Below are 24,462 nucleotides of genomic sequence, written 5' to 3'. Positions count from 1 at the left end.
CCCAGCTAAGCCTTACATTGCGCTTTTGCCACTAACCCATTCAATGCACTTCGTAAAGCATGTTCTGGCATAAAGCCAATGTGGTAGGTCACTAATACTCCCTCACTATCTAAAATAAACAATTGTGGTGCGCTTTTTACTGTCAATGACTGCGCTAATTTATTAGGCAAGGTAGTGATGGGAAAGCGACTTTGATAGCGTTTCATGGCCCTTTTTAGAGCATGTCTGTCGCCCCCTGTTGCCATCATCATTACGTCCAGTTTATGGCAGTTTTTTGGCTGTTGCTCAACGAGATGAGAGAGCAACTTATATTGCTTTTTACACCAGTTGCAATCAGGTTGTACAAGGATGATTGCAAGTACTTGACCTTGGTAGACTGATAAGCTGCTAGGTGCATTTTGTGTGATTGGGGTCAGATTTAACTGGTAAAAAGGGCTTATGGCCGCAGCGCCAAAAGGCGCTGCAAGTAAAAGCCAAAGTATAGAGGCTGGTTTAAAAGTCATAGTCAAAGCCAAGGTATGCTTGTCTGCCTCTAAGCGGTGCATAAATATAGGTGACGTCATATCCACCTTCGCTGTCAAACAACAGTGGAGACGCTTCATCAGCTGCTTGATTGTAATCTAGCGCATTATTCATACCTGCATATAGCTTAATATTATTTGTCAGTGCATAGGTGACTTTAAAATCTAGCAATCCATAACTAGAGACGTCCGTAGCTTTAGGTTGTTGTGCCTGGATATCATTGAAACCCTCATAGCCATAATCATTCAAGTCTCTGCTGGGCACAAATAGGTAATTGGCTGTAACGGTCCACGCGGCTTGCACAAACTCAAGATTGATACTGGCGCGTTTTTCGGTGGGTGCTATGCCAAAGGAGGACTTAAATTCATCATTGTACCTGTAAGTCTCAATACTGGCGCCAAGCTGAAGTTGCTCTAATAGTTGATAGCTCAATGCGAGATCCCAAGCCCACACATCAGCCTGTTCAGATAATTGGCCGAGTACAGGTGTACCAGTTTCGTTGTGAGACAGGGTGGCTAGATTATCGACTTGCGTATAGGCCAGTGACAATGTTGCATTGAGTTTGTTCTCACTGTGGTTCAGTGAATAGTTGTATCCGATAGAGCGTTCGACATCATGCACATCGACTAAGTAACCTTTTTCAGCATCTAATATCCCATGATCGCTTTCAAAAAAAGATAATGGTGCACGGTAGCCCTGGCCTACAGAGAACCGTGATGTCCAGTTTTCGTGGTGAAACCAGCGTATGTCCAGCCGTGGAGAAACCAAGGTTTCATCTATTTCGTTATCAGTGACTCGATTGGCGATAAAATCTGCGGTGATGCGGTCGAAGCGTACTGCCAAGGCCAGTTCAAAATCAATGGACGGGGTATAGGTTTCCTGAATATACAAACCTGATACGGTGTAATCAAAGCTGTCAGACATATAGAGTGGATTGTCGGCTAATGCTGCGCTGTGACTACGCATTTGCTCATCACGATGATCGACCCCCAGGGTGATAAGGTGCTGATCATTCAGTGCATAATAGAGTTTGGCAGTGATAAATTGCATGTCATCTTGCGCAAAGTAATCAATACTTTCATAGAAAGAGTCTTGAATATGCTCAACATTGGCATAACTGATATCGACAGTGAGCTTGTCATTCATACTGTGTAGCAGTGACACTAACCACTCTTCTCTTTGTGTGTCGACCCATTCTGCGGTTTCCCAAGGGTGGCCGACATAGCGACCATCGACTTGGTTATCGACGAACAAACGCTCAGCTTCTCCTTGATTGACACTGGCCAACGTCTCGGCTATTGAGCTGGTGGTGTCGCCAAGTACTGGACCGCCAAACACTTCAGAGTCACTGCGTCCATAGCGCGCTTTGATAGTTGTATCGAGTGATAAATCATGGCTGAGCGTGATGGCAATGGACTGGTTGTCTAAAAGTGGAGATTCACTGACGCCATTGTGGTCGCCGTCAAATTGATCACGACTGTCTTGTTGCGCAATGGCACTGATGCTGCTGCGCTCATCTTCACTGACGCCCATAGCAACCATGGATACTTTTCTATACTCATAATTTCCGACCGCCATGTCTAGCTCAGCGGCATTTTTAGCTGGCTTTTGGGACACTAAATTAACTGTTCCGCCAATGGCTTCTGGTGCGGTCAAGGATGCACCTGCACCACGTGCAATTTCTATGGTGCCAATGCCTGATGTCGCGATGCTATCCATTCCATAAAACCCAGATAACATGGTGTGCATGGGCACGCCATCGATCAAAACATTGGTGTGCTCCCCCTTCATACCATTGATCATGATACGTTTTGCGCCACACATTGAGCATTCGTTGGAGACTCGAATTCCCAGTGCCTTATCTATCGCCTCCGTTAAATTGGCAGCCTGCATATTTTTTAATTGCTCGGCATCTATCAGCTCTGTTCTGGCAATGCTGTCTTTTAAGATTCCACGTGCTTGCAGCCGAGATTGCACACCTTGAACTTCAATATGCTCAAGTACTGTTTTATCTGAAGTTGAAGTATTTGCGAATACGCCCGCAGAGCTAAATAGCAGACTAGTTATTAATGAGGGAGTTAGATAATTCACGATTTCTATTTATATGATAATGATTATCATTAATGTTAGGTGTTTATGTACCTTGAGTGCAAGTAGTAATTTATTTTTTATCCTTGTAACCAGAAAGCGCTTGATAGGGTCTATTTGTCAGTAAAAACAAATAAAAGCTAATTTTTTACAGGGCTGAAATTGGCGCAGGGCTAAATTAGGCCCTAAATTTACTAAGCGGAAGTGACAAAAAGGTGAATAAATGAACTTTTTAGCGGGATTAACGATACGACAGCGACTTTCTGTCGGGTACGGCGCTATTTTGTGTTTGATGATCATATTAACAGGGATAGGCATTAAAGACGTTAACTTTATAGATGACACCTTGGCTCAAATGACGGATGTCAATTCGGTAAAACAGCGATATGCGATTAATTTTAGAGGCAGTGTGCATGACACCGCGATAGCTATTCGAGATGTGGCAATCGCCCGCTCTGACAATGAGCTGCGCCAATTTGAACGTGAGATTGCTGAATTAGAGCGCTTTTATATTGAAGCTGAAAACAGCATGGCACAAATGAAGTCCAAAGGGGTGCCGTTTAATGATAATGAAAGACGTATTTTAAAAAGTATTGAAGACATCAAAGTCACCACACGGCCTTTGGTGGCAACGATTATTGAGAAAAAACGGGCTGGTGAAAACGTCGATGAGGCGGTGCTTGAGCAAGCTCGTCCAGCCTTTATGACTTGGCTGGCGCGGATCAATGAATTTATCGACTATCAAGAAGAAGCCAACCAAATTGCCACGCCTGAGGCGCGTGCGGTCGCCGGTGGGTTTGGTCAGTTTATGGTCGGTGCAACCGTATTGGCCATTGCGGTGAGTGTATTCATAGGGTTGATGATTGCGAAGAGTATTCGAGAAGCGCTGGGCGGTGAAGTACGCCAAGCTGAAAAGGCCTTATCAGCCATTTCACAAGGGGATCTTACCCAGAGTATGTCCACTGACTACCCTAATAGCATGTTGTCTAAATTATTTGATATGAAATTACAGCTCACTGAAATTGTTTCCAAGATAGTGGGGGGGTCGGCTGACTTAGCTGAGCAAGCTAAGGTTGTTTCTTCTGGCTCTGATGATATTTATGCTGCAGCACAGCAACAGGCTTCTTTGACGCAGCAGACGGTGGTGCGATTGGATCACCTACGTAGCAGCATTGATCATGTTAGTGAACTGACAGCCAGAACAGAGGAAAACTCTGAATCTACGGTTGAGTTTGCAGACAAAGGCCGCGATGCCATTGCTGCCAGCGCTGCAGAAATTGTCCGTATTGCAGAGACGGTTAATGGCACAGTCGCACAGATCAAAAAGTTAGAAGCCAATACCGAGCAAATTGGTGGGATTGCCAATGTTATTAGTGGCATATCAGAGCAGACCAACCTGCTGGCATTGAATGCTGCCATAGAAGCGGCACGAGCGGGTGAGTCTGGGCGCGGCTTTGCGGTGGTGGCAGATGAGGTAAGGCAGCTTGCGAAGCGCACTGGTGAGGCGACAGGTCAAATCGAGGCCATGATAGGTGAAATTCAAAAAGAAACTTCGGCTTCAGTTGAGGCGATGGAGCAAACTCAGCCTCAAGTTGAAAATGGTAAAGCGCTTATCCAAGAGGCTACTGAGTTGCTGCAAAGCATCGATGCCCAAGCCAGTGATTCACTTCAGCGGGTGAGGGAAGTCGTGCAAGCCAGTGCGGATCAAGTGGGGGCGATCTCGGAAGTATCTGAAGCGATGAACTCCATAGCTTCTATGTCTGACAATGCCATTGAAGTAACAGAGACGAATCGAGATGCGACGCAAAAGCTAGATGAATTATCCGCTGGTATGCGCAGCGCCATTAGCTTTTTTAAAGTGCGTTAGCGCCCATGCTTTGTTAAAGCGCTATGGTCGTTCATTAGATTATTGTTCGTGAGAACATGTGTGGAGCAGCAAACGATATGTTTCAACTGGTATACATCAGCAAGGCTAAAAACCGGCTCGGTGAGCCCGAATTACTCAAGATGATGGCGAATTTTCGGGCCCGTAATACAGCAAATGAGATCACCGGCTTGCTCTTGTACGACGGCAAAGGCACGTTCATCCAATTATTAGAAGGTGAGGTGGATGCTGTACAGGCATTGTATTCATGTATTTGCCAAGATCCCCGTCATGAAAGGATCAACAAGTTGCATGAGCAGACGGTTGAAAAACGCATGTTTGCACAGTGGCAAATGGGGTTTAAGCGTCTTGATAAGTGTGACGTCATTGAGCAAGAAGGCATGTCAGAGTTTTTAAATCAAGAAGATGGCTTTGATTATTTGCAGCATCACCCAGAATTTTCAATTCAGCTTTTACACTATTTTAGACAGTGCTGAGAAGCTTGAAACTGCATAACTAAACCAAAAGGTGTTGATTATGAATCAACTAAAAATTGCACACCGTATCTATTTAATGAGTGGTATTCAGCTGACGATGCTGCTGTTGGTCAGTACCATAGCCTTGGTGCAAATGGCAAAAATAGGATACGAGCTAATTGATATTGCAGAAGAGGATATTCCGCTCAATAACTTTCTTACCCAAATCACAGAGCATCAATTAGAGCAGGCCATTTTACTTGAGCGTATGCTTTTGTATAAATCATTGGCGGATAACGGCCATGCTGAATATGACAATAAAATAAGTCAGCTCGAGCAAAAGCTCATTACATCCGTGGATAAAGTGGGTAAAGAAATAAAAGAGACCCGGGCTTTTGCAACTGAAGCAATCACACTCGCGCACTCTCAAGAAGCGGCTAAAAAGTTTCAGCAGGTGCAGCAAGAATTGGATGTGATAAGCAAGCATTATGCAAAGGCCAGCCATGATATAAATGCGCTTTTGGGGCAATTATCGCAAAAACCACTCATTGAGTTGATACCGCAGGTGAAGCTCATTGAACAGGAGGAAGATCAATTAAAAGACGAGTTAATTGCCCTCCTTGCTGATGTTCAAACGTTTACCCAAAAAGCAACGCGTCAGGCGGAGCATGACGAAATTTTAGCGATTAAGCTTATCTCCGTGACTGCGATTGTGGCTGTGGTGATTGCTATCATCGTCGCGATATTTATTGGCCGTTCTATCACGCAGCCGATTGAAGCACTGATTGTCAGGCTAAAATCGATAGCCAGTGGAGATGGTGATTTAACCGTGATGCTGGATGAGTCTGCAAAAGACGAAACGGGCACTATGGCTAAGGAGTTCAATAAGTTTGTCTCTGGACTGCGTGCCACTATTCAAAGTACCAATGAAGTTGTAAAAAGTTTGGGCAGCTCCTCTGAGCTGGCCATGAATGTGATGCGCCAAACAGAGCAAAGTGTGACGGAGCAAAAAAATCAAACGGAGATGGTCGCGTCCGCAGTGTATGAAATGACCACCACCACGCAGGATATGTCAAAAAGTACAGCGCATGCGGCTGAAGCCACTGCCAAAGTGCGCGAAAAAGTGAACTCAGGAAAAAGCATCGCAACGCAAACCAATCAAATTATTGAGAACCTAGTATCAGAGCTTAACCTAGCATCGGATGAAATAGGCGAGCTGGTGGAAGAGACCAATAATATCAGCTCAGTACTGGAAGCTATTCAAAGTATCTCTGAGCAAACGAATTTGTTGGCACTCAATGCAGCCATTGAAGCGGCAAGGGCGGGAGAAAGTGGCCGTGGATTTGCCGTGGTCGCGGATGAAGTACGCACGCTTGCGACGCGCACCCAGTCATCAACGGCAGATATTCAAGATTTATTAGATCGCTTAAAAACGGAAGCAAACAAAGTGGTGAACAGTATGGAAAAGGGCAAAGCAAGTGCCCATAACTGCTATGAAAAAAGTGAAAAAACGCAACAAATGCTCGATGAGGCATCAGAGTCGATTGAGCAAATTAATGACTTAAATACACAAATTGCGACGGCCACTGAAGAGCAATCTATGGTTGCAGTTGATATAGATAAAAACATTAATAATATTAATGATTTGGCAAAAGAGACAGCGCAAGGAGCGAGTGAAACGGCCGATGCTAATCATAATATTGCCAAACGCATTATTGATTTACACACTAACTTTAACCGTTTTGTGACCTAATAACTTAGCCTATTTATCGAGTTGTCATTTTATGTTCACTAACTGCTTTTTATAGTGATAAAACGCAGCGCAGGAGCAAATAAAATGAAAGACAGCAAAACGGGACATATTTTATTGGTGTGCATCATTTGCTTGATACTTGATCAAGGCACCAAGTGGTGGGCTAGTGACAGCCTAGTTGCTTGGCAGATGACCAGTTATTTGGGAGATGTGGTTCGCATAGGGTATACCGAAAACCTAGGCGTATTCCTGTCTTTGGGTGCTGAGTTATCTCCTGTTCAGCGGATGGTGTTATTTGTTGGGGTTATTGGATTATTTTTGCTGGCATTGCTTGGCTATATGATTAAAAGCCATGATTTATCAAAACGACAATTGACGTCCCTTGCATTGATATTTGCTGGTGGTTTGGGGAATTTACTTGATCGTATTTTTAATCAAGGCGCAGTGATTGATTTTATCAACCTTGGGATCGGCACATTGCGTACAGGGGTGTTTAATGTCGCTGATATCGTTATTTTGTTGGGGGCTATGATGATCATTGCGTGTACGCCTTTGCAGTTGGAACAGCATAAATAGCATGTATAAAGCGTGAGCGCGAGAATGTCGTAAATATCCAATTTTACTGTGTCCAATAGGCGTAAGCTCCTACATATCAAATAAACAGGAGCAATTTATGATATCTCAAAGCGAACTTTTTACACATTACTCATTTATACCATCTGCACTGGCGACATTGGGCGAGTCTGGGGAGCAAGAGCTCCCGGACGCAACAATGCATTTGCTGCGCCTATATGTCTCGCAAATAAATGGCTGCCAATACTGCCAAATAATGCATACCGAGGCCTTGCAAAATAGCGTACCTGCTGAGCAATTCGACCTATTGTTGTCGGCACTATCTTCTTCTGATTTGTCATTACTGAGCGCATTTGATCAAGCTGTTTTGCAGTTAGCAAATGCGGTGACAAAATCTTTGCCGTTTGATTTATCAGCTAAATCACAGCAGCCATTAACACAGGCTCAGCAGTTGGCCGTTATCGGCTTAGCGCTTCAGATAAATAGTTGGAATCGTGTAGCGATTGGCTTTAACTTTTAACTTGTAGGGCAAGCTGAGCGAGGTCTGAAATGTTGTTATTGTGAGTTTGGTGAATACTCAATTGCGGCTGATGTTGCCAAGTATCGGCTCTGAGATCGCGGTAACACAACTCTACCTTACCAGAGCGCCAGTGCTCGTTTAACAATATATTCAGTTTTATATAGTGGTAAGGGCTGTTTTGTTGGTGCGGGCAGGGCTGTGCTTGCTGACCTAATAAATTAATCGCAATGGGGTGTGGATCTGAGGTATGGCGATAGTGAAACTCTCCGTTGAGGTGAAACATCAGCGCGTCCTTACGCGAAGGTGATGAGAATAAATTTGCGCGTCCAGACAATGTTTTATCAGGTGTATAGACTAGCAATGACATCTGGCACAGTGGTGATTGGTTTTGCTGGCCAATTAAGTAGTTGATCAGAAATAAGCCATTGATACCACATTGTGTCATTTGCATACCTGCATCCTTCCAATTTAAGAGAATCACACTGCTGATAATTTTGCAGCAGTGTGTTCTCAATCTAGTTTGCTAAAGGAGGTTATGCCATTACAGCGCATTACAGTTGATAATATTTAGTGTGTGAATACTTACTTCGAGTAAATAAAGATAAATATAGCCGGTGCGGCAAAGCCAGCTAACACCAAAAAGCCCCGAGGACCAAAAACACCACGCTTTCCTTTCATCATAAACAGCGCAGAGACGGCCAAATAAATGAGTAAAACTGCATAGAAATCAGAAAACCACATCCATGCAGCTCGGGCTTCATTGAGGTGCAAAAAGTTAAGTTGTCGTAGTAAAAAACGAGGTTTCACTTGTTCAACCAACACTTCATTTTTTTGGGGATATAGGTAGAGCGTTGTATCTTTCTCTAAAAATAGCTTGTAAGTTGCTTGATCCTGCCAGAAGCGCGCTTTTATTTTGCCACTTACCTGCAGCGTGGTTAACAGTGTTGTCTCAAAGTCGACGGTTTCCATGTTTACCCCAGAGAGCGGTATAACATGGCTGGTACGGGTAACCTGATAGTTAGAGTTAAACTGATGAATATGATTCAGCGCGATCCCTGAAATAGCAAACACCAAAGTCATACCAATACAAAAATAGCCGATGTCTCGATGTAGGCTGCGATTGAGTTTAAACCATGACATGGCGTGATTTAATCTTCAATGGTGACAGCAACAGGTGTAAAGAGGTGCAGCACTTGGGGCGTGTCAACAGGATCAAGATTTTGTGCTTTGCGCCTTTGATTGGTTTGCTCTAGGGTGAGGGGATGCACTTTCAAAGTACCCGTGGCAAACGCTGTTTTCCCTTGTGCTGTCATGGGAAAAACCATATCGCCATCACGTACTTTGATGCGCAAAGTTTGAAATTTTTTGTCACTGGCCAATTGCATCCAACAACCACGCTTTTGGCATACACGTGTCACAGTCCCTTTAATCGTTGCGGACTCTGTTGTGTATCTTTGTGCGTTGCTTAAAAGTGTGGAAATGGGGGTAATCTTGCTCATATCCGCGCCGCCATTATACATTTTAGCAAGCGCCGCTTGGCTAAACACCAGCGTGCCGATCATCATTATTGGAGCCAGAACCGCTTTCATATCTTTTCCTTAATTTAAATGTATTAGCTAGAACAATACGTTACGACAAAATTGATGGCGATGGAATATTGCTCACGCTATTTTCCTAGGTAAATAGTACCGATTTATTTATAACTTTTAGTTATTTGGTTATTGCTTTAAGCGCTTAGTTTAATTATTCTAGCGTCGCATTTCAAATGCGATTCATTATTATTATCATTTAAGGTGTATAAGGACATGAAATTTACACGCTCGGCGCTTTCTTTGGGTTTATTGTGCGCGTTAGGTACTGCAAAGGTGTATGCAAGCGCCGCGAAACCTAGCAATATTGAAGATGTAATAGAAGTCCACGGACATAAATTGTCAGTGATTAACAAAGATGCGGCAGGATCTGTGACGGTTTTGGACAGCGAAGCCATGGCACGCCGTCAACAAGCGGAGCTGACGCAAATACTGCGTGAGATCCCCGGAGTTGAGTTAACTGGTAGCGCCGCGCCTTTGGCGGCTCAGCCCAGTATCCGTGGTCTCTACGGTGAACGGATCCATGTTTCTGTGGACAATGTTAAGCGAAAAATGGAATTTGATGGTGGCAGTAATCTCACCTCAATCAATAGTCTAGGTGTTGACCCAAGTCAGTTAAAGCAAGTGCAAGTGTTGCGTGGGGCTGACTCGCTAACGGTTGGTTCGGGTGCCATTGGTGGAAGTATTCGCTTAACGACCAAAGATGCCAGTGATTATTTAAATGGTGCTTATGGTTTCGGTTCCCATGTCACCGCGACGCACCAAAGTAATGGCGATAGCACGCAACTAACGAGCTCCTTATTTACGCTGTCAGAAGATATGGATACGGTGTTACACCTCAGCACAGTTCGTTTTTCGGATATTGACATTGTAGGAAGTACAGGACTGGGAAGTGAAGAACAGCCAATCGCGGATGCTGCAAAACTAGATAAAATAAAAAATGATTCAGAGCGACAAAATATCGCGTTAAAAAATACCTGGTTTGTTGATAAAGCGCATAGTGTGCAGAGTAAGATTGACTGGTCAAAAACGCGCTCCAATGATCAGCCATATAACTTAAGTACACGTTTAGGCTTGATGTATCCGACCTTATCAAAAAACTTCAGTAATGATTATTTAGAAATCGCCTCGACTTATGTCTATCAGCCTGACAATCCGTATATCGATTTTGATGCGCAACTGGTGTATTCCGATAAGTCGTATGATGACTATACCCTAGGCTATATTGTGCGCCGAGGGCAGCAGATAGACTACTCAGGTAGTAAGTTTGGTAATACCAAACGCTATGGCGCCCGCTTGGCTAACCTTTTTGATTTAAGTACATCATTTGACCACCAGGTTGCCATTGAATTTAACTATGACGTTGAGCAGTTTGATCAGTCTGAGTTCGATGAAAATCAGGTGAGAACCTCTGAATATGGTGAAAGTGATGCGCATAATATCTCGTTATCGGTCATCGACCAAGTGTCGCTTGTTGACGACGACATCTTGATCACTGCAGGTCTTCGCTATGATGGCTACAAGCGCAGTAGCGACGTGTATACCCAATATGATGACCATGATGATGACGCACTATCAAGTGAGCTGGGTGTGACATTAAAAGTCACCGACTACTTTAATTTTTATCTTAAATACGCTGAAGCATTTCGTGCTCCCAGTGTTCAAGAGCTTTATAAAAAGCGTGAATGGCGCTGTCATATTGGTGGCAAATTCTGCTACAACGAGCCTCAACCAGATTTAAAGCCAGAGGAGTCTGAAAATCTAGAAGGCGGATTTGGCATCTTTTTAGACACACTTAGTTGGGGTGATAAATTTGAACTTAAGGCCCTTTATTTTGATAACAATATCAAAAACTTTATCGATAACGTGCCGTTTATGTATTATCTGGATGCTCAAGGAGTAAAGCAGCCTGGCGCACCTGGACCTAAGCCTGCCAATGGCGTGCCTGTTGCAACCCATAGAGATTATAGTGCTAAAAATATCGGTAAATTGGTGAGCCGCGGCTGGGAAGTTGAGATGCATTATGAACTGGGTAAATTCAGCGGTTATCTAGGATACTCTGCCATTGATATGAATGCTTATGGTGTACCTAACTTCTTTTTAGGGACCATTGAGACCGATAAGCAGCCCTACTCTGAGGCCCCTGCGGATAAGCTCAATCTAAATTTACAATACACAGTATTGGAGAATGTGGATATTGGCGCACAGATGCTGGCATATCGTGCTCAAACTCGCTTAACAGAAGACTATCTTGAGCGAGGCTACGGTACAGGGTCATATCAAGTTTACAATTTGACGGCTAAATATCAGGGCAGCGGCAGTTTATCAGATTTAGTTGTTCGCGCGGGCATTGATAATGTGACGGATGAGCGTTATGTGAGAGCGCCTGCCGGAGAAGCGAATGACCCTAGTGAGCTTGGTAGGAATTATAAATTAACGCTCAGTTATACTTTTTAGATGAATAGCAGGCTTACTTTAGGTAAGCCTGATCTGACTGTGTTAGTTTGCGCTCGCAGGAGGGTGAGAAGGGCGAGTGAGTACATAAGCCAGTACCACAATTTCAATCACCGCGACTAACACCAGTACATACCATGGAGCGGTGCTAAAACATAAAATAATGTATCCAATTAACATGCCTATCCCCGCGCCCCACTTTCCTTTTGGGGGAACCACTTGATACTCTCGCCAAGCAACTAGCGACGGGCCAAATTTTGGATGGGTAAGCAGCCAGTGTTCGAATTTGGGTGAAGAGCGAGAGAAGCACGCCAGTGCCAGAATAAAAAAAATGGTGGTGGGCATCACGGGCAGTGCCATACCAATAAAACCAAGGCCGACAAAAATGATCCCAGCAGCATGAAGCCAGAAACAGCGATTAAAAAGCTTTTTCATAATGTGCTGTTTCTCCTTTTTGCAAGTGTCGCTTAATTCACTACTACGCAAGTTTGATTGGTAATTACATGTCAGTGCACAGGCGGTATTTTAACAGCAGATGCTTTTCCATTATAGACGAAAAATGCAGTAAATTATGCAAAATAAGGGGAGAATTTGTCTGGAGAGACCATGAAAATAGTGTGTATTTTCATGGTCTTTGGAGAAAAATTAGAAGTAGTAACCGATGTTAATATTAAAGCGTCGCTCTACGTCATCACTTTGTCCTGATAGCGTGCCACCAACAAAAGGTTGGTTCTTTGCGTGCACTAAATCAATGTATGAAAAGATAGGGCCCGCTGTGACGGCCACGCCCGTGACGTTCATCCACGAATTAGCAGAATCATCCGATTTGTTATAAATGGTGCCAAAATCATTGTACAGCTGCAGGTGCGTGATTGGGCCGTAGTTTACTGACATGTTGTAGGCAATGTTTGCGCTTGTTGATGTCGCTTCTGTTGGCATGGTGTCATAAGTGGCATTGGCTGCGATAGCAATGCGTTGACTCGCGTCGATTTGATAGTCGTATTGACTGTGTTGGAATTGCAGGTTCCAGTTGCCAATATTACTGTTAATATGGAACGCCCAAGCATGGTAATCACCGGCACTGTATTGACCATCGTGAAGACCACCTGATAGCGCTGATACACCAATCGCAGTTGACCCAGCAGTGTGATCTACATGATATGCGTAACGTGCAACAAAGGTGTTGTGCTCGCCAAGCTTAGCTGTCGGTTCATCATAAATGCCTTCGTCATTGGCACGAACACCTACGATGTCGATGGAATATCTATCTTTACGGTCTTCCACATAACCGTCGACACCACCGAGCTCGTCATTTTTGAAAAAGCCCAGATCTAGCTGCCAGTTATCTGCCACTTGTCTTCGCATCACCAAACCCATGTCGTAGTCGTCTTCCAGACCAAGATAATAATTTGGACTCATGAAAAAGCTGTGTGAGTTATATGGGTCGTTGCCAAAAGGCACTTGCGTTAAACCTAACTGCGCTTGCCATTGTGATGTGATGTCATAATCTAGGTAAGCGTATTTAACCGCAGTCATATAGTCGAAAAAGCGAATTTCCGCATTTAAGCCAATGTCAGCCACTTCACCTGAAAAGTTAAAGCGAAATACGTCAAAATCTAAGTCACCACCTCGGTTTTTAGTATCTTCATCGTATGAATTTGTCGAGTAGTTTACGCGTATCGCACCACCCACTTTTATGCCTGATTCTGCATCCGCTTCAACCGTGTTTTCAGCAGTTTGATTAGCTTCTAATTGTTGAATTTTTTGCTCTAATTGTTCGAGCTGTTGTTTCAATTCATTAAGCTCATTATCGGCTGAAAATGCATGTGGTGCAGCGGCTAAAAGCGCGCCACTTAAGGCCAAAGCCTGTCCAGTACTTCTTGACATTAATTAGAATATCCAAGGGGTGAAAATTAACAAAGGCGCAAGACTAACGCACAATATTTATGTGTGCAAATTAGGGAAAATTGCAATTTTTTATGGTTTGTAATTGGATTGTATCGCTGCGGTGAAAAGGATTGGTTTTTGTCAGAGGTTTGCTTAAATTTTGTTATGTAAAAGTCAGCTAGCACAACTTGTTTTTTTTGCGTCATTTACAATTTTATTATTCTTAATCAGTTGCTTATGCTCTTTTCTGTAAATAAATGGTCAACAGTGTTTAAGACATACTTTTTTCTATAAAAAAATTCCGCTTTTATTACTTTTTTCGGCCAAATAGGATTATTTGGCCATCACTAAGGGAGAAGCCTAAAAGTAATAACCAAAATTCAAGTTAAAGCGTCTCTGTGTATCATCGCTGTCCCCAGCGATAGAGCCACCTACGAAGGGCTGGTTTTTGGCATTCACAAAGTCTAAGTAAGAGAAAAACGCGCCTGCGGACATAGACACCCCTGTTACGTTCATCCACGTATCATGACTTTGGTCTGATTTATCGTAGATGATGCCAAAGTCATTATAGAATTGCAGTGCATTGATGGGCCCCAATTTGACCTTCATGTTATAAGCGACATTGAAATTAGACATGGTCGCTTCTGCGGCGATTGAGTCATAGAATGCATAGGCACCCACCGCAATTCTATCTATGCCTGCTACGTCATAGTCATATTCACCATGTTGTAGTTGAAGATTCCATTTGCCAATATTGGCATTCACATGCACAGCCCATGCTTGGTACTCGCCCGCTTTTTCTATGCCGTTATGTAAATTGCCCATTAAACCGGAGACACCGAACTCCGTTGTGCCGCCTTTATGCTTAAAATGATAGCCGTAGCGACCTGCGAAGGTATTGTATTCGCCAAGCGGTTGCGTTGGGTCATCATAAATACCTTCTGCTACAGGGCGTGCGCCGACGATGTCATAGGAGTAGCGATCGCTGCGCGATTCAACATATCCATCTACGCCGCCTAACTCATCATTTTTGAAAAAGCCCAAATCGAGCTGCCAATTGTCTGCCAGTTTACGTTTGAACAAGATACCCATGTCATGGTCATCTTCTAAACCCACATAATAAGTTGTGCCGAAAAACCAGCTGTGAGAATTATATGGCCAATTGCCAAATGGTACTTTGGTCATGCCAACTTGTGCTTGCCAGTCTTTGGCAAAATCGTAATATAAGTAGGCATACTTCACGGCGGTCATATAATCAAAGTAACGCCATTCAGCATTTAAACCAAAGCCGCCGATATTGCCCGAAAAATTTAGCCTGAATACATCCAGCTCAAAATCCCCACCGCGATTTTTATTATCATCATCATAGGATGTGTGGCTGAGTGTGGTTCTAACTGCCCCTCCGACTTTAATACTAGGAACCGGTTTAGTGACTTTCGGCTTGCGTTTTTGCTCAGCTTCCAGTTTTTCTATTTTTTGCTGCAATTTTTGCAGTTGCTGTTTTAACTCTGCAAGCTCAGAGTCATTGGCAACAGTGGGTGACGACAAAGTTAAAAAAATTAGGGCGGTGCCAAGGTATTTACATTCTGTGAGTGGCATTGGGGCATATCCTTAAAAGCAGGCGTATCTGTCATAAAGGTTAGCTGAGTATTTCTGACTTGCCATTAACAAAACAGGGTTGATGCCAGAATTTTTTTCAATCTTTTTGAATAGTTGAAGATCTAGAACTATATTTTTTGAATGCCCACAGGAAGTTTCGCTATGACAATTTCACAAAAATTACGCCTTGCATTCATCGCCGCCATTGTGGTGCCTTTATTGATCATTGCAGTCATTATCATTACTCAAACAAGACAGCTCGCGGTAGATAAATTTGTTGAAATGAGCAGCCGAGAGGCGCAGCAAATCGACAATGGTATCAGTATGTTTTTCGATGAGGTAGCAAAGAACGTAACCTATTTGGCCAATCACCCAGATGTGCTTAACGGGCGCAGTCAGGTATCAATTTACAAAGACAATAACACGGCCGAGCAAATGACACCGGACTCTGGTACTGAGGTTGAACAGCGCATGTTTGAGTTGTATCAGCAATTTGGTACATCCCACCCAGGTATTTCTTATATTTATTTTGGTAATCCAGAAGGCGGCTATATTCAGTGGCCAAAAGGTCAGGTGAGTGCAAGGTATGATCCGCGCGTGCGTCCTTGGTATACAACCGGTAAGGAAAAGAATGGTCAGACAGGTTTAACCGATGCGTATTACTGGGAGCCAGATGATACGGCAATTATTTCCACTGCTAAAGCGGTAAAATCAGGCGGTGAATTTGTGGGTGTGCAAGGCATGGACGTGTCGCTTAAAGGGCTGACAGATATCATCAAGAATATTCGTTTAGGTGAAACAGGCTATTTGATGCTGGAGGAGGACAGCGGCACCATTTTGGTTAATGCCAAGCACCCAGAGTACACGTTTAAACATATTGATGACGTTGAAAATGGCTTGTACACAGAGCTGAACCGCAGCCCAGATGGGTTGTTTGAGATCACTATAGATGGTGTGGAATTTTTCTCTAACATCTACACATCCAAGACGCTTGGCTGGAAATTTATCGCGTTTGTTGAGCAGCAAGAGGTCATGAGCAAAGCCAATCAAATGAAGCTCACAGTGTTGATCATCAGTGGTATCTTAGTGGCTATTTTTGTGGCCATGGCGACGTATATCGCTAACTTACTGTCTGGTCCAATTGTCAATGTAAGTGATGGTTTGACCGCTATTTCTCAAGGCGGTGGTGATTTGACTAAGCGGTTGGAGGTCACCACCAAAGACGAAACGGGTAAACTCGCAGAGAGCTTTAATCAATTCTTAAATTTGATAGCGCAGCTGGTGCAGCAGATCAATCATTGTGCGCAACAGGTGAATCAAACGGCGCTGACTACGGCAGGGCAGGCGGATGAATTGACAGGCTCTACCAGTGCGCAGCAGCAATCGTTAGAGATGGCGGCAACGGCCATCAATGAAATGGCCGCTACTGCGAATGAAGTGGCATCCAGCTGTGCGAATGCCGCAGAACTTGCGACCCAAACCCAGCATGCCTCGGAGCTGGGTCAAACAGTGATCACAGAGACGGTGGACAGTGTTGCTGAACTGTCTGGTGTTATCAATCGAGCTACGTCAGATATCACTAAGCTCGACAGCGAAAGTGAAAACATCATGTCAATTTTAAGTGTAATACGCGGTATTGCTGAGCAGACTAATTTATTGGCGTTGAATGCGGCAATTGAAGCTGCCCGAGCTGGAGAGCACGGACGCGGGTTTGCTGTGGTTGCAGATGAAGTGCGTGCTTTGTCTCAGCGTACTTCGGAGTCGACGGAAGAAATCGCATCTCAATTAGACAAATTGCGTAAGATGACAGAAGGCGTCTCTACAGATATGACCAACAGCTTGGAAAGAACAGAAAAAACAGTCGAGCTCACTCACTCCGCGCAGAACCAGTTTATTGAAATCACGCAGTCGATTCAAAATATCAGTGATCTAAATACGCAAATAGCCACTGCGGCAGAAGAGCAGCAGCACGTTGCTGAAGACATTAATCGCAATGTAGTAGAAATAAAAAATGCGGCAGACAGTGTTTCTATCATCGCGAGCGATACCTGTGACAATGGAGACAAAATGACGGGGTTGTCGAAACAGCTGACGGAGCTGGTTGGTAAGTTTAAAGTTTAGTCTGAATTAGACCTAAGGCGCTGTTATTTTGTACAAAATTGTTGAAGATCATTCATAGTGGGTAAATCCGGTTTACTCTGTGCTGGTGGCTCGGTAATGTAAGGACAGTTGAATTAAAATGAAAGGTGGAGCATGGAATTTTCCAACTCAGTAAAATTAGCAAGAACCGACACTGGACTAGAGTATTTTGATGTGAAAAGTCCCCTGTGTCAGGCGAAAATTTTTTTGCAAGGTGCGCAAATTACAGAGTTTATCCCAACAGGCAAAAACGACCTTATGTGGGTCTCGGCGGACGAAGATTATCAAGAAGGTAAATCTGTGCGTGGTGGGATCCCGATTTGCTGGCCGTGGTTTGGTGTGCATGACAACGCGGACTGGCCTGCTCATGGCTTCGCGCGCAAAATAGTTTGGCGTGCAGAGCAGGTAACTGAAACCTCAGACGCTGTGCGTATTTCGTTGTCATTGCCGATGATGCAAGTAGACAGACAATTTTGGCCACATGAGTCTAAATTGGAAGTGGAGTTTATTTTAGGTGAGCAGTTAGAAGTCAGACTGACCAATACCAACCTAGGACAGACGCCTTTTTCACTGACACAAGCATTACACACTTATTTCCCAACTTCGGATATTAAAAACACCACGGTTGATGGCCTGCAAGGTGCAAAATATATTGAGTTTGGCGAAGGGCCATTCGAGCAGTCAGATAAAGTGGGTTTTGCGCGTGAAACAGACATGGTTTATACCCAGGCTGCGCCAGTGCAATGTATCCATACTCCAGAAGGTGTAATTGAAGTTGGGCGTGAAAACTCGACATCATGTGTGCTTTGGAATCCGTGGATAGAAAAGTCAAAGCGTTTGAGTAATTTTCAAAATGAAGAATACTTGGGCATGCTGTGTTTAGAAGCGGCTAATGTACTTGAAGACACTGTTACGGTTGAGCCTGGTCAAAGCCACACGCTTGTGACCACAGTCTGCTGGCGTTAAGCTTTTCCTCCTGCCTTGATTTATCGTATCCTAACGGAAAAATACTGTTAGGATACACCCATGCCTTTGCCCCGCATTTTGATTGTTGACGATAATGTCGAAGTACGATTGAGCGCCGCTTACTTTTTGGAAGACCAAGGCTTTGAAGTCATTGAAGCAGACTCCCCCAGTACGGCAAAGCAGCTACTGAGTGTCACATCTTTCGATATCATTTTACTTGATATGAACTTTGCGAGAGACACTACCTCAGGGCAAGAGGGCTTAGACTTTTTAACTTGGTTGCAAGCACAGCAGGGGGCACCAGCTGTGTTGTGTATAACCGGGTGGGGTAGCGTTAAACTGGCAGTTAAAGCACTACAACTTGGTGCCAGCGATTTTATCGAAAAGCCATGGCAAAATGCCGCATTACTGGCTTCAATTCAGCAACAACTCGCCTTACAAAAAAAACAACAAACTCAGTTAAACCAAACACTGCAACCAGAGCCGGAAACAGATATTGAGTTTGTTTGGCAATCTACGTGTATGCAGACGCTTGAACGCAAATTATCGCGCGTAGCACATTCAGATGCCACTATCTTATTGTGCGGTGAGAGCGGTGTGGGGAAAAGTCATTTGGTGTCATGGCTGCATCAGCACTCTGCGCGCGCAGGCGGTCCGTTAGTGAGTGTCAATATGGGGGCACTATCAGAGTCATTATTTGAAAGCGAGTTATTTGGCCATGTCAAAGGTGCTTTTACAGACGCAAAGCAAAATCGTGTTGGGCGCTTTACCATGGCCTCGGGCGGCACGCTTTTTATGGATGAGATTGCGACCCTATCTATGCCGCTACAAGCCAAACTATTACGTGTATTAGAAACGGGCGAGTATGAAGTGTTGGGGAGCAGCAAAACCGTTCGCAGTGATGTGCGACTCATTTGTGCCACCAATGCGGATCTGCCGCAAAACGTTGCAGAAGGGACGTTCAGACAAGATTTATTTTATCGTATGAATACCTTGGTATTTGAACTGCCGCCACTGCGTGAGCGTCAAGCTGATATTATTCCCCTCGCGTCCTACTTATTGGCCAAACATGCGAAACGTTATGGCATGGCTACTAAGCCAATGGATGATAAGGTGATTCATGCGTTGCAAACATACCCTTGGCCAGGCAACATTCGAGAACTAAGTCATGTCATGGAGCGTGCTTTGCTGATGAGTGAAGGGAGTCAGATTGCGCTACAAGATTGCCAGTTACGACTCGCTCAGCAATCAAAAGTGGCGGACATTATGGCGGGTAGTCTAATTGAAGGCACAGGCACATTAGCACAGATGGAAAAACGCATGATTATGGAGGTCATGGCGCAAGAAGGCGGTGTGACCAGCCAAGCAGCCCAAAAGCTGGGGCTTACTAAATCATCATTATACCGCCGACTAGATAAATATGGTTTGAAGCATGCTGAGTAATTTTGAGCGCTCGCTCAAATTATACCTAGTATTGCTCAATGCATTGATAGGTGGTTTGTGCGCTGTCATTGGGTTGAAATTGTCTTTAAGCGTTTGGCTAGTTGCGACGTTAGCTATTGTAATATTTACTGGTTTTCAGTGGATATCGAATCAAGTGTTACATCGTCTTGTCGGTATTTTTAAACGTGCCAACATTCAACTCGAAGCCATGCAACAAGCGGATTTTACTCATCAAATAAACCCTCACTTCCAAGCGGGTCACATCGCCCGTTTTGAACGTGAGTTGGTGGCGTTGAGTGAGTGCATGCATCAACAAAAAGCGCTTTATACTAGTCACATGTTGATTATTTATCAGCTAATAGACAAGCTGCCTAGCCCAATTTGGGTGTTTGATGAAAATGAGACCCTTAATTATGCTAACCCAGCGTTTAGTTTAATTTATCAAAAGCCGTGGCAGGATGAACGCGGTCGTACGGCAGAAACATTGGGCTTGTTTGCAATAGATAGCCAGTGGCGCTTTTCCAGTGATGGGTTAAATGCACAGTGGTCGCTAACCAGCAGTGAGTTTTATGAGCAGGGTAAACGTTATCGCCTTATTATCGCGACGGATATTCGGCGTGCACTTCGCCATCAAGAATTGGCTGCATGGCAGCAGTTAATCCGTGTGATCAGTCATGAGATCCATAATACGCTGACACCTGTAAGTTCTTTGGCGCAAACTTTACAGGGAAAAGTGAACGCAGCAAGAGATGTGCATGCACTAGAGGTAGTAGAGCAAAGGTGTGCGCATTTGCAGCAATTTGTCTCACGATTCAGTGAGCTGTCTAAACCTCTAGAACTACATTGCCGAATGGTTGAATTGCATGACTTATTGATATCTGTCAAAGCGTTAATTGGGCAAATGTATGATGATCAAATCATACAGCTTGATTGCACTGTTCGTGACTGCCGATGCGATCCTCAGCTGTTTGAACAAGTGTTGATTAACTTGCTGAAAAATGCAGCCGAAGCAAACTTAAGTCACACCCCCACGGGTTTCACTATTGGTCTTAGTGCGCATTATCAAGCGGGACATGTAGTGATAAGCATCACAGATCAAGGGGGGGGATTTGCGAACTTAGACAATGTCATGACGCCGTTTTACTCGACAAAAAGCACCGGCCAAGGTATTGGTCTAACCCTGAGTAGGCGCATCATTGAGCAGCATGATGGCAGTATGATAGTAAGCAATGGTTTACAGGGAGCAGAAGTAAAAATCACCCTTCCTAGTTGATAATAATTATCATTACCATATAATTGACATGAATCGAGAGTCAGAGACAGTCTAACAGGACGTTTCTGCATTTGACTTACCTGAGGAGTGTATTGTGTTGGTGTTATATCCGTTTATCGCTTTTCTTGTTATGGCGTTTGCCTTAAAGCATCTTCAATTGCCTTTGCAAACTAAACGTTGGCTCAGTCGAGTGAGCGTTTGGGCTGTTGCTGCGGCCATGGCAACCGCAAAGTTTACCTTGGGGCTCAGCGCTTTGTTTTCCATGGTGGCTTTTGTTGTTGTCGGTGCGATTTTAACTTTATTTACTTCACTCGGCGCGATGGCGCGCAACGATTAACCCTTTCTTGATGTCGAAAATTGGCATAAGGTCTACTAAACATTAGGGTCATACCAAGGATTTTCGATGTATAGCAGGATACATGGTGTTTTAATCGTACTCGTGTTCTGTGTCTGTGTGCCCGTTTTGGCAAAGACACAGGATTGGCAATCAATTCAAAGCCCGCATTTTCGCGTGCACTATCAGCCGCAGCATCATACTTGGGCAAGCGCTGCTGCCATTGAGCTTGAAGCGGTGAGACAGCGTGTTTTAGCGCAGCAAAACCGAGCGCTGGATGTGACGGTTGATGCCATTGTCATAGATCCATTTAACTTACCCAATGGCTTCGCGCTGCCAAGCTCTGATAGTCCTTTTATGGCTTTATATGTTACGCCGCCGCAATCTGATATGGCAATTTCACACAGTCCAAGTTGGCTTAAATTACTAGTGCTTCATGAATATATTCACCTAGTGCATTTGTCTCAGCCCAGTCGTCATACATTAAAGCAGACGCTGCGAGATTTGAGTGACAGCTATGACTTGGCAAGCGCCGTATTGCCTCGCTGGGTGGCCGAAGGCTATGCAACATTGCAAGAATCTAAGTTAACAGGCAAGGGACGTTTGTATGACAACTACAGTGAAGCACTGTTGCGTGCATATGCACGCCAAGGGGCATTACTACCTTATCATTCACTGAGTGACGGAGATGGCAGTTATCGTGCAAGTGCCATGGCCTACTTGCTCGGGGCTCGGTTTCTTGCTTGGTTGGAGCAAGAATATGATGAAGCGACCCTAGATGCGGTTTGGACGCGTGTTAATGCCGTTGAGGGTCGTAATTTCGAATCTGCATTTGCAGGTGTGTTTGGCAAATCTGCGCTGCAGCTTTATCGCCGCTTTATCGCCGAGTATACCCATCAAGCAATGTTATCAGCGCCTCAAGCACCGCAGGTGGATAGCCAAGAAATGATGCAATTTGATTTTGCTGCGCGTGATGTTCAGCTCTCAACGAACAAGCAAAAATTTTTGGCTGTGGAGTCGAGTCAATCGTCAGAAATCACATTAAATGTGTACCAAAGTGAAGAAGATCAGGCAGCTATTGCAAAATTTGAGCAGCGTCAAGCAGCACTGCTCAAGGCTGATCCTGAGGACATTCCAGATAAACGGCCCGACTCATTTTCCCGAAAGAAGCTGGCGTCTTTGGTGCCGGTAAATTTTTCCGGAATTTACCATCCTCAGTGGTTTGATGAAGACACCATCTATTTTGTTGCAAGACAAAAAGTCCCTCATGGTTGGCAACATGCTTTGTTTAAATGGCAAATTGAAGCGGATAAAGTGGTGCAAATAACGAATACGCTGGGGATACGTCGTTTCACAATAGTTGACACATCAACACTCATTGCCGAGCGAGTTGAGCATGGTTATTCGCAATTAATTCAGCTCAACTTGTCTGATCAAAAGCTGACGCCACTGTCATCATATGAACTGGATACCGTGTATGATTATCCGCTTATGAGTCCCAAAGGAGCTCAGCTTGCCTACTTGAAAACAGATCAAGTCGGTCTGTGGCGATTATATGTTGCTAAGAATCATGCCTTGAATGCTGATCACATTGCAGTGCCTGTCCCGGACGAAGCCCAATATGTGACATCACCGCGTTGGGATAATGAGGGCACGGGTTTGTATTTTATTGCTGGCCACCAAGGGGCTCTAGGTGTGTATTACTATCACCTAGCCAATGAGCAATTGGTGCGATTAAGTCTAGGTGAGTATGTTGTTGAAGCGCTTGTGGGCGAGTATGACTCACAACTTTGGTTTATTGAAAGTACGCCTTATGGCACAAAGCTGAGTGCCTTAACAGAGATAGATACACTTAAAGCTCAGCAACCAAAAACCACAAAGCCGGTGCCATTTGTTGCATCGCAGTTCAAAGCACCAGAGCAAGTCAACAAATTACCCACATCATGGTCTGCTGGGCCGTATACACCAAAACCACAGGATTGGTCATTGGCACTTTCTGCGCAAAGTGCATCAGCCAGTACGCAATTAGCGAGCTTCGCACTAACTGGGGCGGATATACTTAAACAGCAAAGTTGGCAAGTCGGCGTGAGTAAGTCACTATTTGATGACGTATTGCTTGGAGGATATATTGATTTTTCTTATCAAAGCAATGACATAAAACTCCGTAATCAGCTGAAGCTGTATCAGCTAGATATCGCAGAGCAAAGCCTTGAGCCTAAGAGGCAGCAAGCGCAACACGGATGGTCTAACACGTTAGATGTATCTTTGGCGCATGTTTGGCAAAAGTGGCGCTGGCAACCTTATTTAGGCGGTGTGGTAGAAAAGCACCGATATCACGAGACTGCGTATAGTTATTGGCTAGGTCAACGCGTGTCTTTTCATCACAATCAACAGCAGTTTGCCTTTAATGCGGCGCTCGATGGGGCAAAAGTGTGGGGAGAGAATGCCGGTCATGATATCCAATTTAACAGTGAAGCAGTATTGTGGGATTGGCCCGTTTATATCAGTGCTGATAACCGCTATCGTCAGCGTCAAGTAATGGAGATAGGTGGATTTGCGACTAACAGCCTGTATGCATGTGTGGGTGCAAGTCAGCAGCCTATTGCCGCGCTGCCTTTTTGGTTTGATTCTGGAAACCATTACCTAGGTTATGAATTTGCTACTAGTTGGCGCACTGGGCGGCCACGTCTATATTATGCGCAGCACCACTTAGACAGCATGCGTGTAGCCAGTAGCTGGGGAGTAAAATGGCAGCTTGGATTAAGTGAAGAAGTATTGGGTAGTGCGGCTAAATATGCGCCTGCAGGTATTTCAAACATGCGCCTTGATATCGGATTTGCGCGTTTGTCTGCACAACAGCATGATAATGAGTGGCGAACTTGGCTGGGGCTTTGGCATCCTTGGTAAAGGTATGGTTTTGAACATGAAAAAGGCGAGCTGTTGCTCGCCTTGTTTAATTGGTTGGTTTCAAAATAATTAAAA

General features: G+C 44.4%; 20 protein-coding genes. 12 read left to right on the top strand and 8 right to left on the bottom strand.

What is annotated here, in order from left to right; all coding sequences use genetic code 11:
* Positions 1–5: 5 nt before the first annotated feature.
* Both QNM16_RS25755 and QNM16_RS25750 read right to left on the bottom strand, forming a co-directional pair.
* On the bottom strand, positions 6–503 hold the full coding sequence (locus QNM16_RS25755; protein ID WP_284023066.1) for a TlpA family protein disulfide reductase: 498 nt from the start codon (positions 501–503) through the stop codon (positions 6–8).
* Positions 493–2,613, bottom strand: coding sequence for a TonB-dependent receptor plug domain-containing protein (locus QNM16_RS25750; RefSeq protein ID WP_284023065.1), 2,121 nt, complete (start codon positions 2,611–2,613; stop codon positions 493–495). Before QNM16_RS25750 ends, QNM16_RS25755 begins: the two co-directional genes overlap by 11 nt.
* A 220-nt stretch (positions 2,614–2,833) precedes the next feature.
* On the opposite strand from QNM16_RS25750, the gene QNM16_RS25745 reads away from it, so the two are divergent.
* The 5 genes from QNM16_RS25745 (at position 2,834) to QNM16_RS25725 (ending at position 7,796) form a co-directional block, all read left to right on the top strand.
* Positions 2,834–4,477 carry a methyl-accepting chemotaxis protein gene (locus tag QNM16_RS25745; protein ID WP_284023064.1) on the top strand — a complete coding sequence of 548 codons (1,644 nt, stop codon included), beginning with the start codon at positions 2,834–2,836 and terminating at the stop codon, positions 4,475–4,477.
* 77 nt (positions 4,478–4,554) lie between these two features.
* Complete coding sequence (locus QNM16_RS25740; RefSeq protein ID WP_284023063.1) at positions 4,555–4,971, top strand: BLUF domain-containing protein; 417 nt, start codon at positions 4,555–4,557, stop codon at positions 4,969–4,971.
* Between the two features lie 40 nt (positions 4,972–5,011).
* On the top strand, positions 5,012–6,703 hold the full coding sequence (locus tag QNM16_RS25735) for a methyl-accepting chemotaxis protein (protein ID WP_284023062.1): 1,692 nt from the start codon (positions 5,012–5,014) through the stop codon (positions 6,701–6,703).
* Positions 6,704–6,787: 84 nt separating this feature from the next.
* Entirely contained in the window at positions 6,788–7,279 is a 492-nt protein-coding gene (lspA, locus tag QNM16_RS25730) for a signal peptidase II (RefSeq protein ID WP_284023061.1), read from the top strand.
* A 97-nt stretch (positions 7,280–7,376) separates the two neighbouring features.
* On the top strand, positions 7,377–7,796 hold the full coding sequence (locus QNM16_RS25725) for a carboxymuconolactone decarboxylase family protein (protein ID WP_284023060.1): 420 nt from the start codon (positions 7,377–7,379) through the stop codon (positions 7,794–7,796).
* On the opposite strand, the gene QNM16_RS25720 is transcribed toward QNM16_RS25725, so the two are convergent.
* The 3 genes from QNM16_RS25720 to QNM16_RS25710 form a co-directional block, all read right to left on the bottom strand.
* On the bottom strand, positions 7,786–8,247 hold the full coding sequence (locus tag QNM16_RS25720; RefSeq protein ID WP_284023059.1) for a DUF1842 domain-containing protein: 462 nt from the start codon (positions 8,245–8,247) through the stop codon (positions 7,786–7,788). The genes QNM16_RS25725 and QNM16_RS25720 overlap by 11 nt on opposite strands.
* 131 nt (positions 8,248–8,378) lie before the next feature.
* Positions 8,379–8,936 carry a PepSY-associated TM helix domain-containing protein gene (locus tag QNM16_RS25715; protein ID WP_284023058.1) on the bottom strand — a complete coding sequence of 186 codons (558 nt, stop codon included), beginning with the start codon at positions 8,934–8,936 and terminating at the stop codon, positions 8,379–8,381.
* A gap of 8 nt (positions 8,937–8,944) precedes the next feature.
* Positions 8,945–9,385 (bottom strand): DUF4920 domain-containing protein, encoded by a 441-nt coding sequence (locus QNM16_RS25710; protein WP_284023057.1) that lies wholly within the window; start codon positions 9,383–9,385, stop codon positions 8,945–8,947.
* 216 nt (positions 9,386–9,601) lie between these two features.
* Here QNM16_RS25710 and QNM16_RS25705 point away from each other — a divergent pair, with 216 nt between their 5' ends.
* A complete protein-coding gene (locus QNM16_RS25705; RefSeq protein ID WP_284023056.1) occupies positions 9,602–11,842 on the top strand; it encodes a TonB-dependent receptor domain-containing protein in 2,241 nt (746 codons plus the stop codon).
* Between the two features lie 42 nt (positions 11,843–11,884).
* Here QNM16_RS25705 and QNM16_RS25700 read toward each other — a convergent pair whose 3' ends face one another.
* The 3 genes from QNM16_RS25700 to QNM16_RS25690 form a co-directional block, all read right to left on the bottom strand.
* Entirely contained in the window at positions 11,885–12,274 is a 390-nt protein-coding gene (locus QNM16_RS25700; RefSeq protein ID WP_284023055.1) for a YbaN family protein, read from the bottom strand.
* Positions 12,275–12,484: 210 nt separating this feature from the next.
* Complete coding sequence (locus tag QNM16_RS25695; protein WP_284023054.1) at positions 12,485–13,726, bottom strand: carbohydrate porin; 1,242 nt, start codon at positions 13,724–13,726, stop codon at positions 12,485–12,487.
* A 360-nt stretch (positions 13,727–14,086) separates the two neighbouring features.
* The gene (locus QNM16_RS25690) at positions 14,087–15,325 is read right to left on the bottom strand and encodes a carbohydrate porin (RefSeq protein ID WP_284023053.1); all 1,239 of its coding nucleotides are present in this window, start codon (positions 15,323–15,325) and stop codon (positions 14,087–14,089) included.
* A 162-nt stretch (positions 15,326–15,487) separates the two neighbouring features.
* On the opposite strand from QNM16_RS25690, the gene QNM16_RS25685 reads away from it, so the two are divergent.
* The 6 genes from QNM16_RS25685 (at position 15,488) to QNM16_RS25660 (ending at position 24,387) form a co-directional block, all read left to right on the top strand.
* On the top strand, positions 15,488–17,446 hold the full coding sequence (locus tag QNM16_RS25685) for a methyl-accepting chemotaxis protein (RefSeq protein ID WP_284023052.1): 1,959 nt from the start codon (positions 15,488–15,490) through the stop codon (positions 17,444–17,446).
* A 132-nt stretch (positions 17,447–17,578) separates the two neighbouring features.
* Positions 17,579–18,430, top strand: coding sequence for a D-hexose-6-phosphate mutarotase (locus tag QNM16_RS25680; RefSeq protein ID WP_284023051.1), 852 nt, complete (start codon positions 17,579–17,581; stop codon positions 18,428–18,430).
* Between the two features lie 60 nt (positions 18,431–18,490).
* Positions 18,491–19,873, top strand: a complete 1,383-nt coding sequence (locus tag QNM16_RS25675) for a sigma-54-dependent transcriptional regulator (RefSeq protein ID WP_284023050.1) — start codon at positions 18,491–18,493, stop codon at positions 19,871–19,873.
* Positions 19,863–21,146, top strand: coding sequence for a sensor histidine kinase (locus QNM16_RS25670; protein WP_284023049.1), 1,284 nt, complete (start codon positions 19,863–19,865; stop codon positions 21,144–21,146). The genes QNM16_RS25675 and QNM16_RS25670 overlap by 11 nt, the downstream gene beginning before the upstream one ends.
* Before the next feature lie 94 nt (positions 21,147–21,240).
* Positions 21,241–21,483 (top strand): hypothetical protein, encoded by a 243-nt coding sequence (locus tag QNM16_RS25665; RefSeq protein WP_284023048.1) that lies wholly within the window; start codon positions 21,241–21,243, stop codon positions 21,481–21,483.
* A 66-nt stretch (positions 21,484–21,549) separates the two neighbouring features.
* The gene (locus QNM16_RS25660) at positions 21,550–24,387 is read left to right on the top strand and encodes a TolB family protein (RefSeq protein WP_284023047.1); all 2,838 of its coding nucleotides are present in this window, start codon (positions 21,550–21,552) and stop codon (positions 24,385–24,387) included.
* Positions 24,388–24,462 lie beyond the last annotated feature (75 nt).

Origin of the sequence: Pseudoalteromonas umbrosa, assembly GCF_030125375.1 — a bacterium.
Taxonomy (GTDB): Bacteria; Pseudomonadota; Gammaproteobacteria; order Enterobacterales; family Alteromonadaceae; genus Pseudoalteromonas; species Pseudoalteromonas umbrosa.
The sequence above is the reverse complement of the archived record's forward strand: the minus strand, read 5'-3'. Positions and strand labels throughout refer to the sequence as shown.

Coding starts and splice junctions, on each gene's coding strand:
- QNM16_RS25755 (WP_284023066.1), bottom strand. CDS start 503: ATGACTTTTAAACCAGCCTCTATACTTTGGCTTTTACTTGCAGCGCCT.
- QNM16_RS25745 (WP_284023064.1), top strand. CDS start 2,834: ATGAACTTTTTAGCGGGATTAACGATACGACAGCGACTTTCTGTCGGG.
- QNM16_RS25740 (WP_284023063.1), top strand. CDS start 4,555: ATGTTTCAACTGGTATACATCAGCAAGGCTAAAAACCGGCTCGGTGAG.
- QNM16_RS25735 (WP_284023062.1), top strand. CDS start 5,012: ATGAATCAACTAAAAATTGCACACCGTATCTATTTAATGAGTGGTATT.
- lspA (WP_284023061.1), top strand. CDS start 6,788: ATGAAAGACAGCAAAACGGGACATATTTTATTGGTGTGCATCATTTGC.
- QNM16_RS25725 (WP_284023060.1), top strand. CDS start 7,377: ATGATATCTCAAAGCGAACTTTTTACACATTACTCATTTATACCATCT.
- QNM16_RS25720 (WP_284023059.1), bottom strand. CDS start 8,247: ATGCAAATGACACAATGTGGTATCAATGGCTTATTTCTGATCAACTAC.
- QNM16_RS25715 (WP_284023058.1), bottom strand. CDS start 8,936: ATGTCATGGTTTAAACTCAATCGCAGCCTACATCGAGACATCGGCTAT.
- QNM16_RS25710 (WP_284023057.1), bottom strand. CDS start 9,385: ATGAAAGCGGTTCTGGCTCCAATAATGATGATCGGCACGCTGGTGTTT.
- QNM16_RS25705 (WP_284023056.1), top strand. CDS start 9,602: ATGAAATTTACACGCTCGGCGCTTTCTTTGGGTTTATTGTGCGCGTTA.
- QNM16_RS25700 (WP_284023055.1), bottom strand. CDS start 12,274: ATGAAAAAGCTTTTTAATCGCTGTTTCTGGCTTCATGCTGCTGGGATC.
- QNM16_RS25695 (WP_284023054.1), bottom strand. CDS start 13,726: ATGTCAAGAAGTACTGGACAGGCTTTGGCCTTAAGTGGCGCGCTTTTA.
- QNM16_RS25690 (WP_284023053.1), bottom strand. CDS start 15,325: ATGCCACTCACAGAATGTAAATACCTTGGCACCGCCCTAATTTTTTTA.
- QNM16_RS25685 (WP_284023052.1), top strand. CDS start 15,488: ATGACAATTTCACAAAAATTACGCCTTGCATTCATCGCCGCCATTGTG.
- QNM16_RS25680 (WP_284023051.1), top strand. CDS start 17,579: ATGGAATTTTCCAACTCAGTAAAATTAGCAAGAACCGACACTGGACTA.
- QNM16_RS25675 (WP_284023050.1), top strand. CDS start 18,491: ATGCCTTTGCCCCGCATTTTGATTGTTGACGATAATGTCGAAGTACGA.
- QNM16_RS25670 (WP_284023049.1), top strand. CDS start 19,863: ATGCTGAGTAATTTTGAGCGCTCGCTCAAATTATACCTAGTATTGCTC.
- QNM16_RS25660 (WP_284023047.1), top strand. CDS start 21,550: ATGTATAGCAGGATACATGGTGTTTTAATCGTACTCGTGTTCTGTGTC.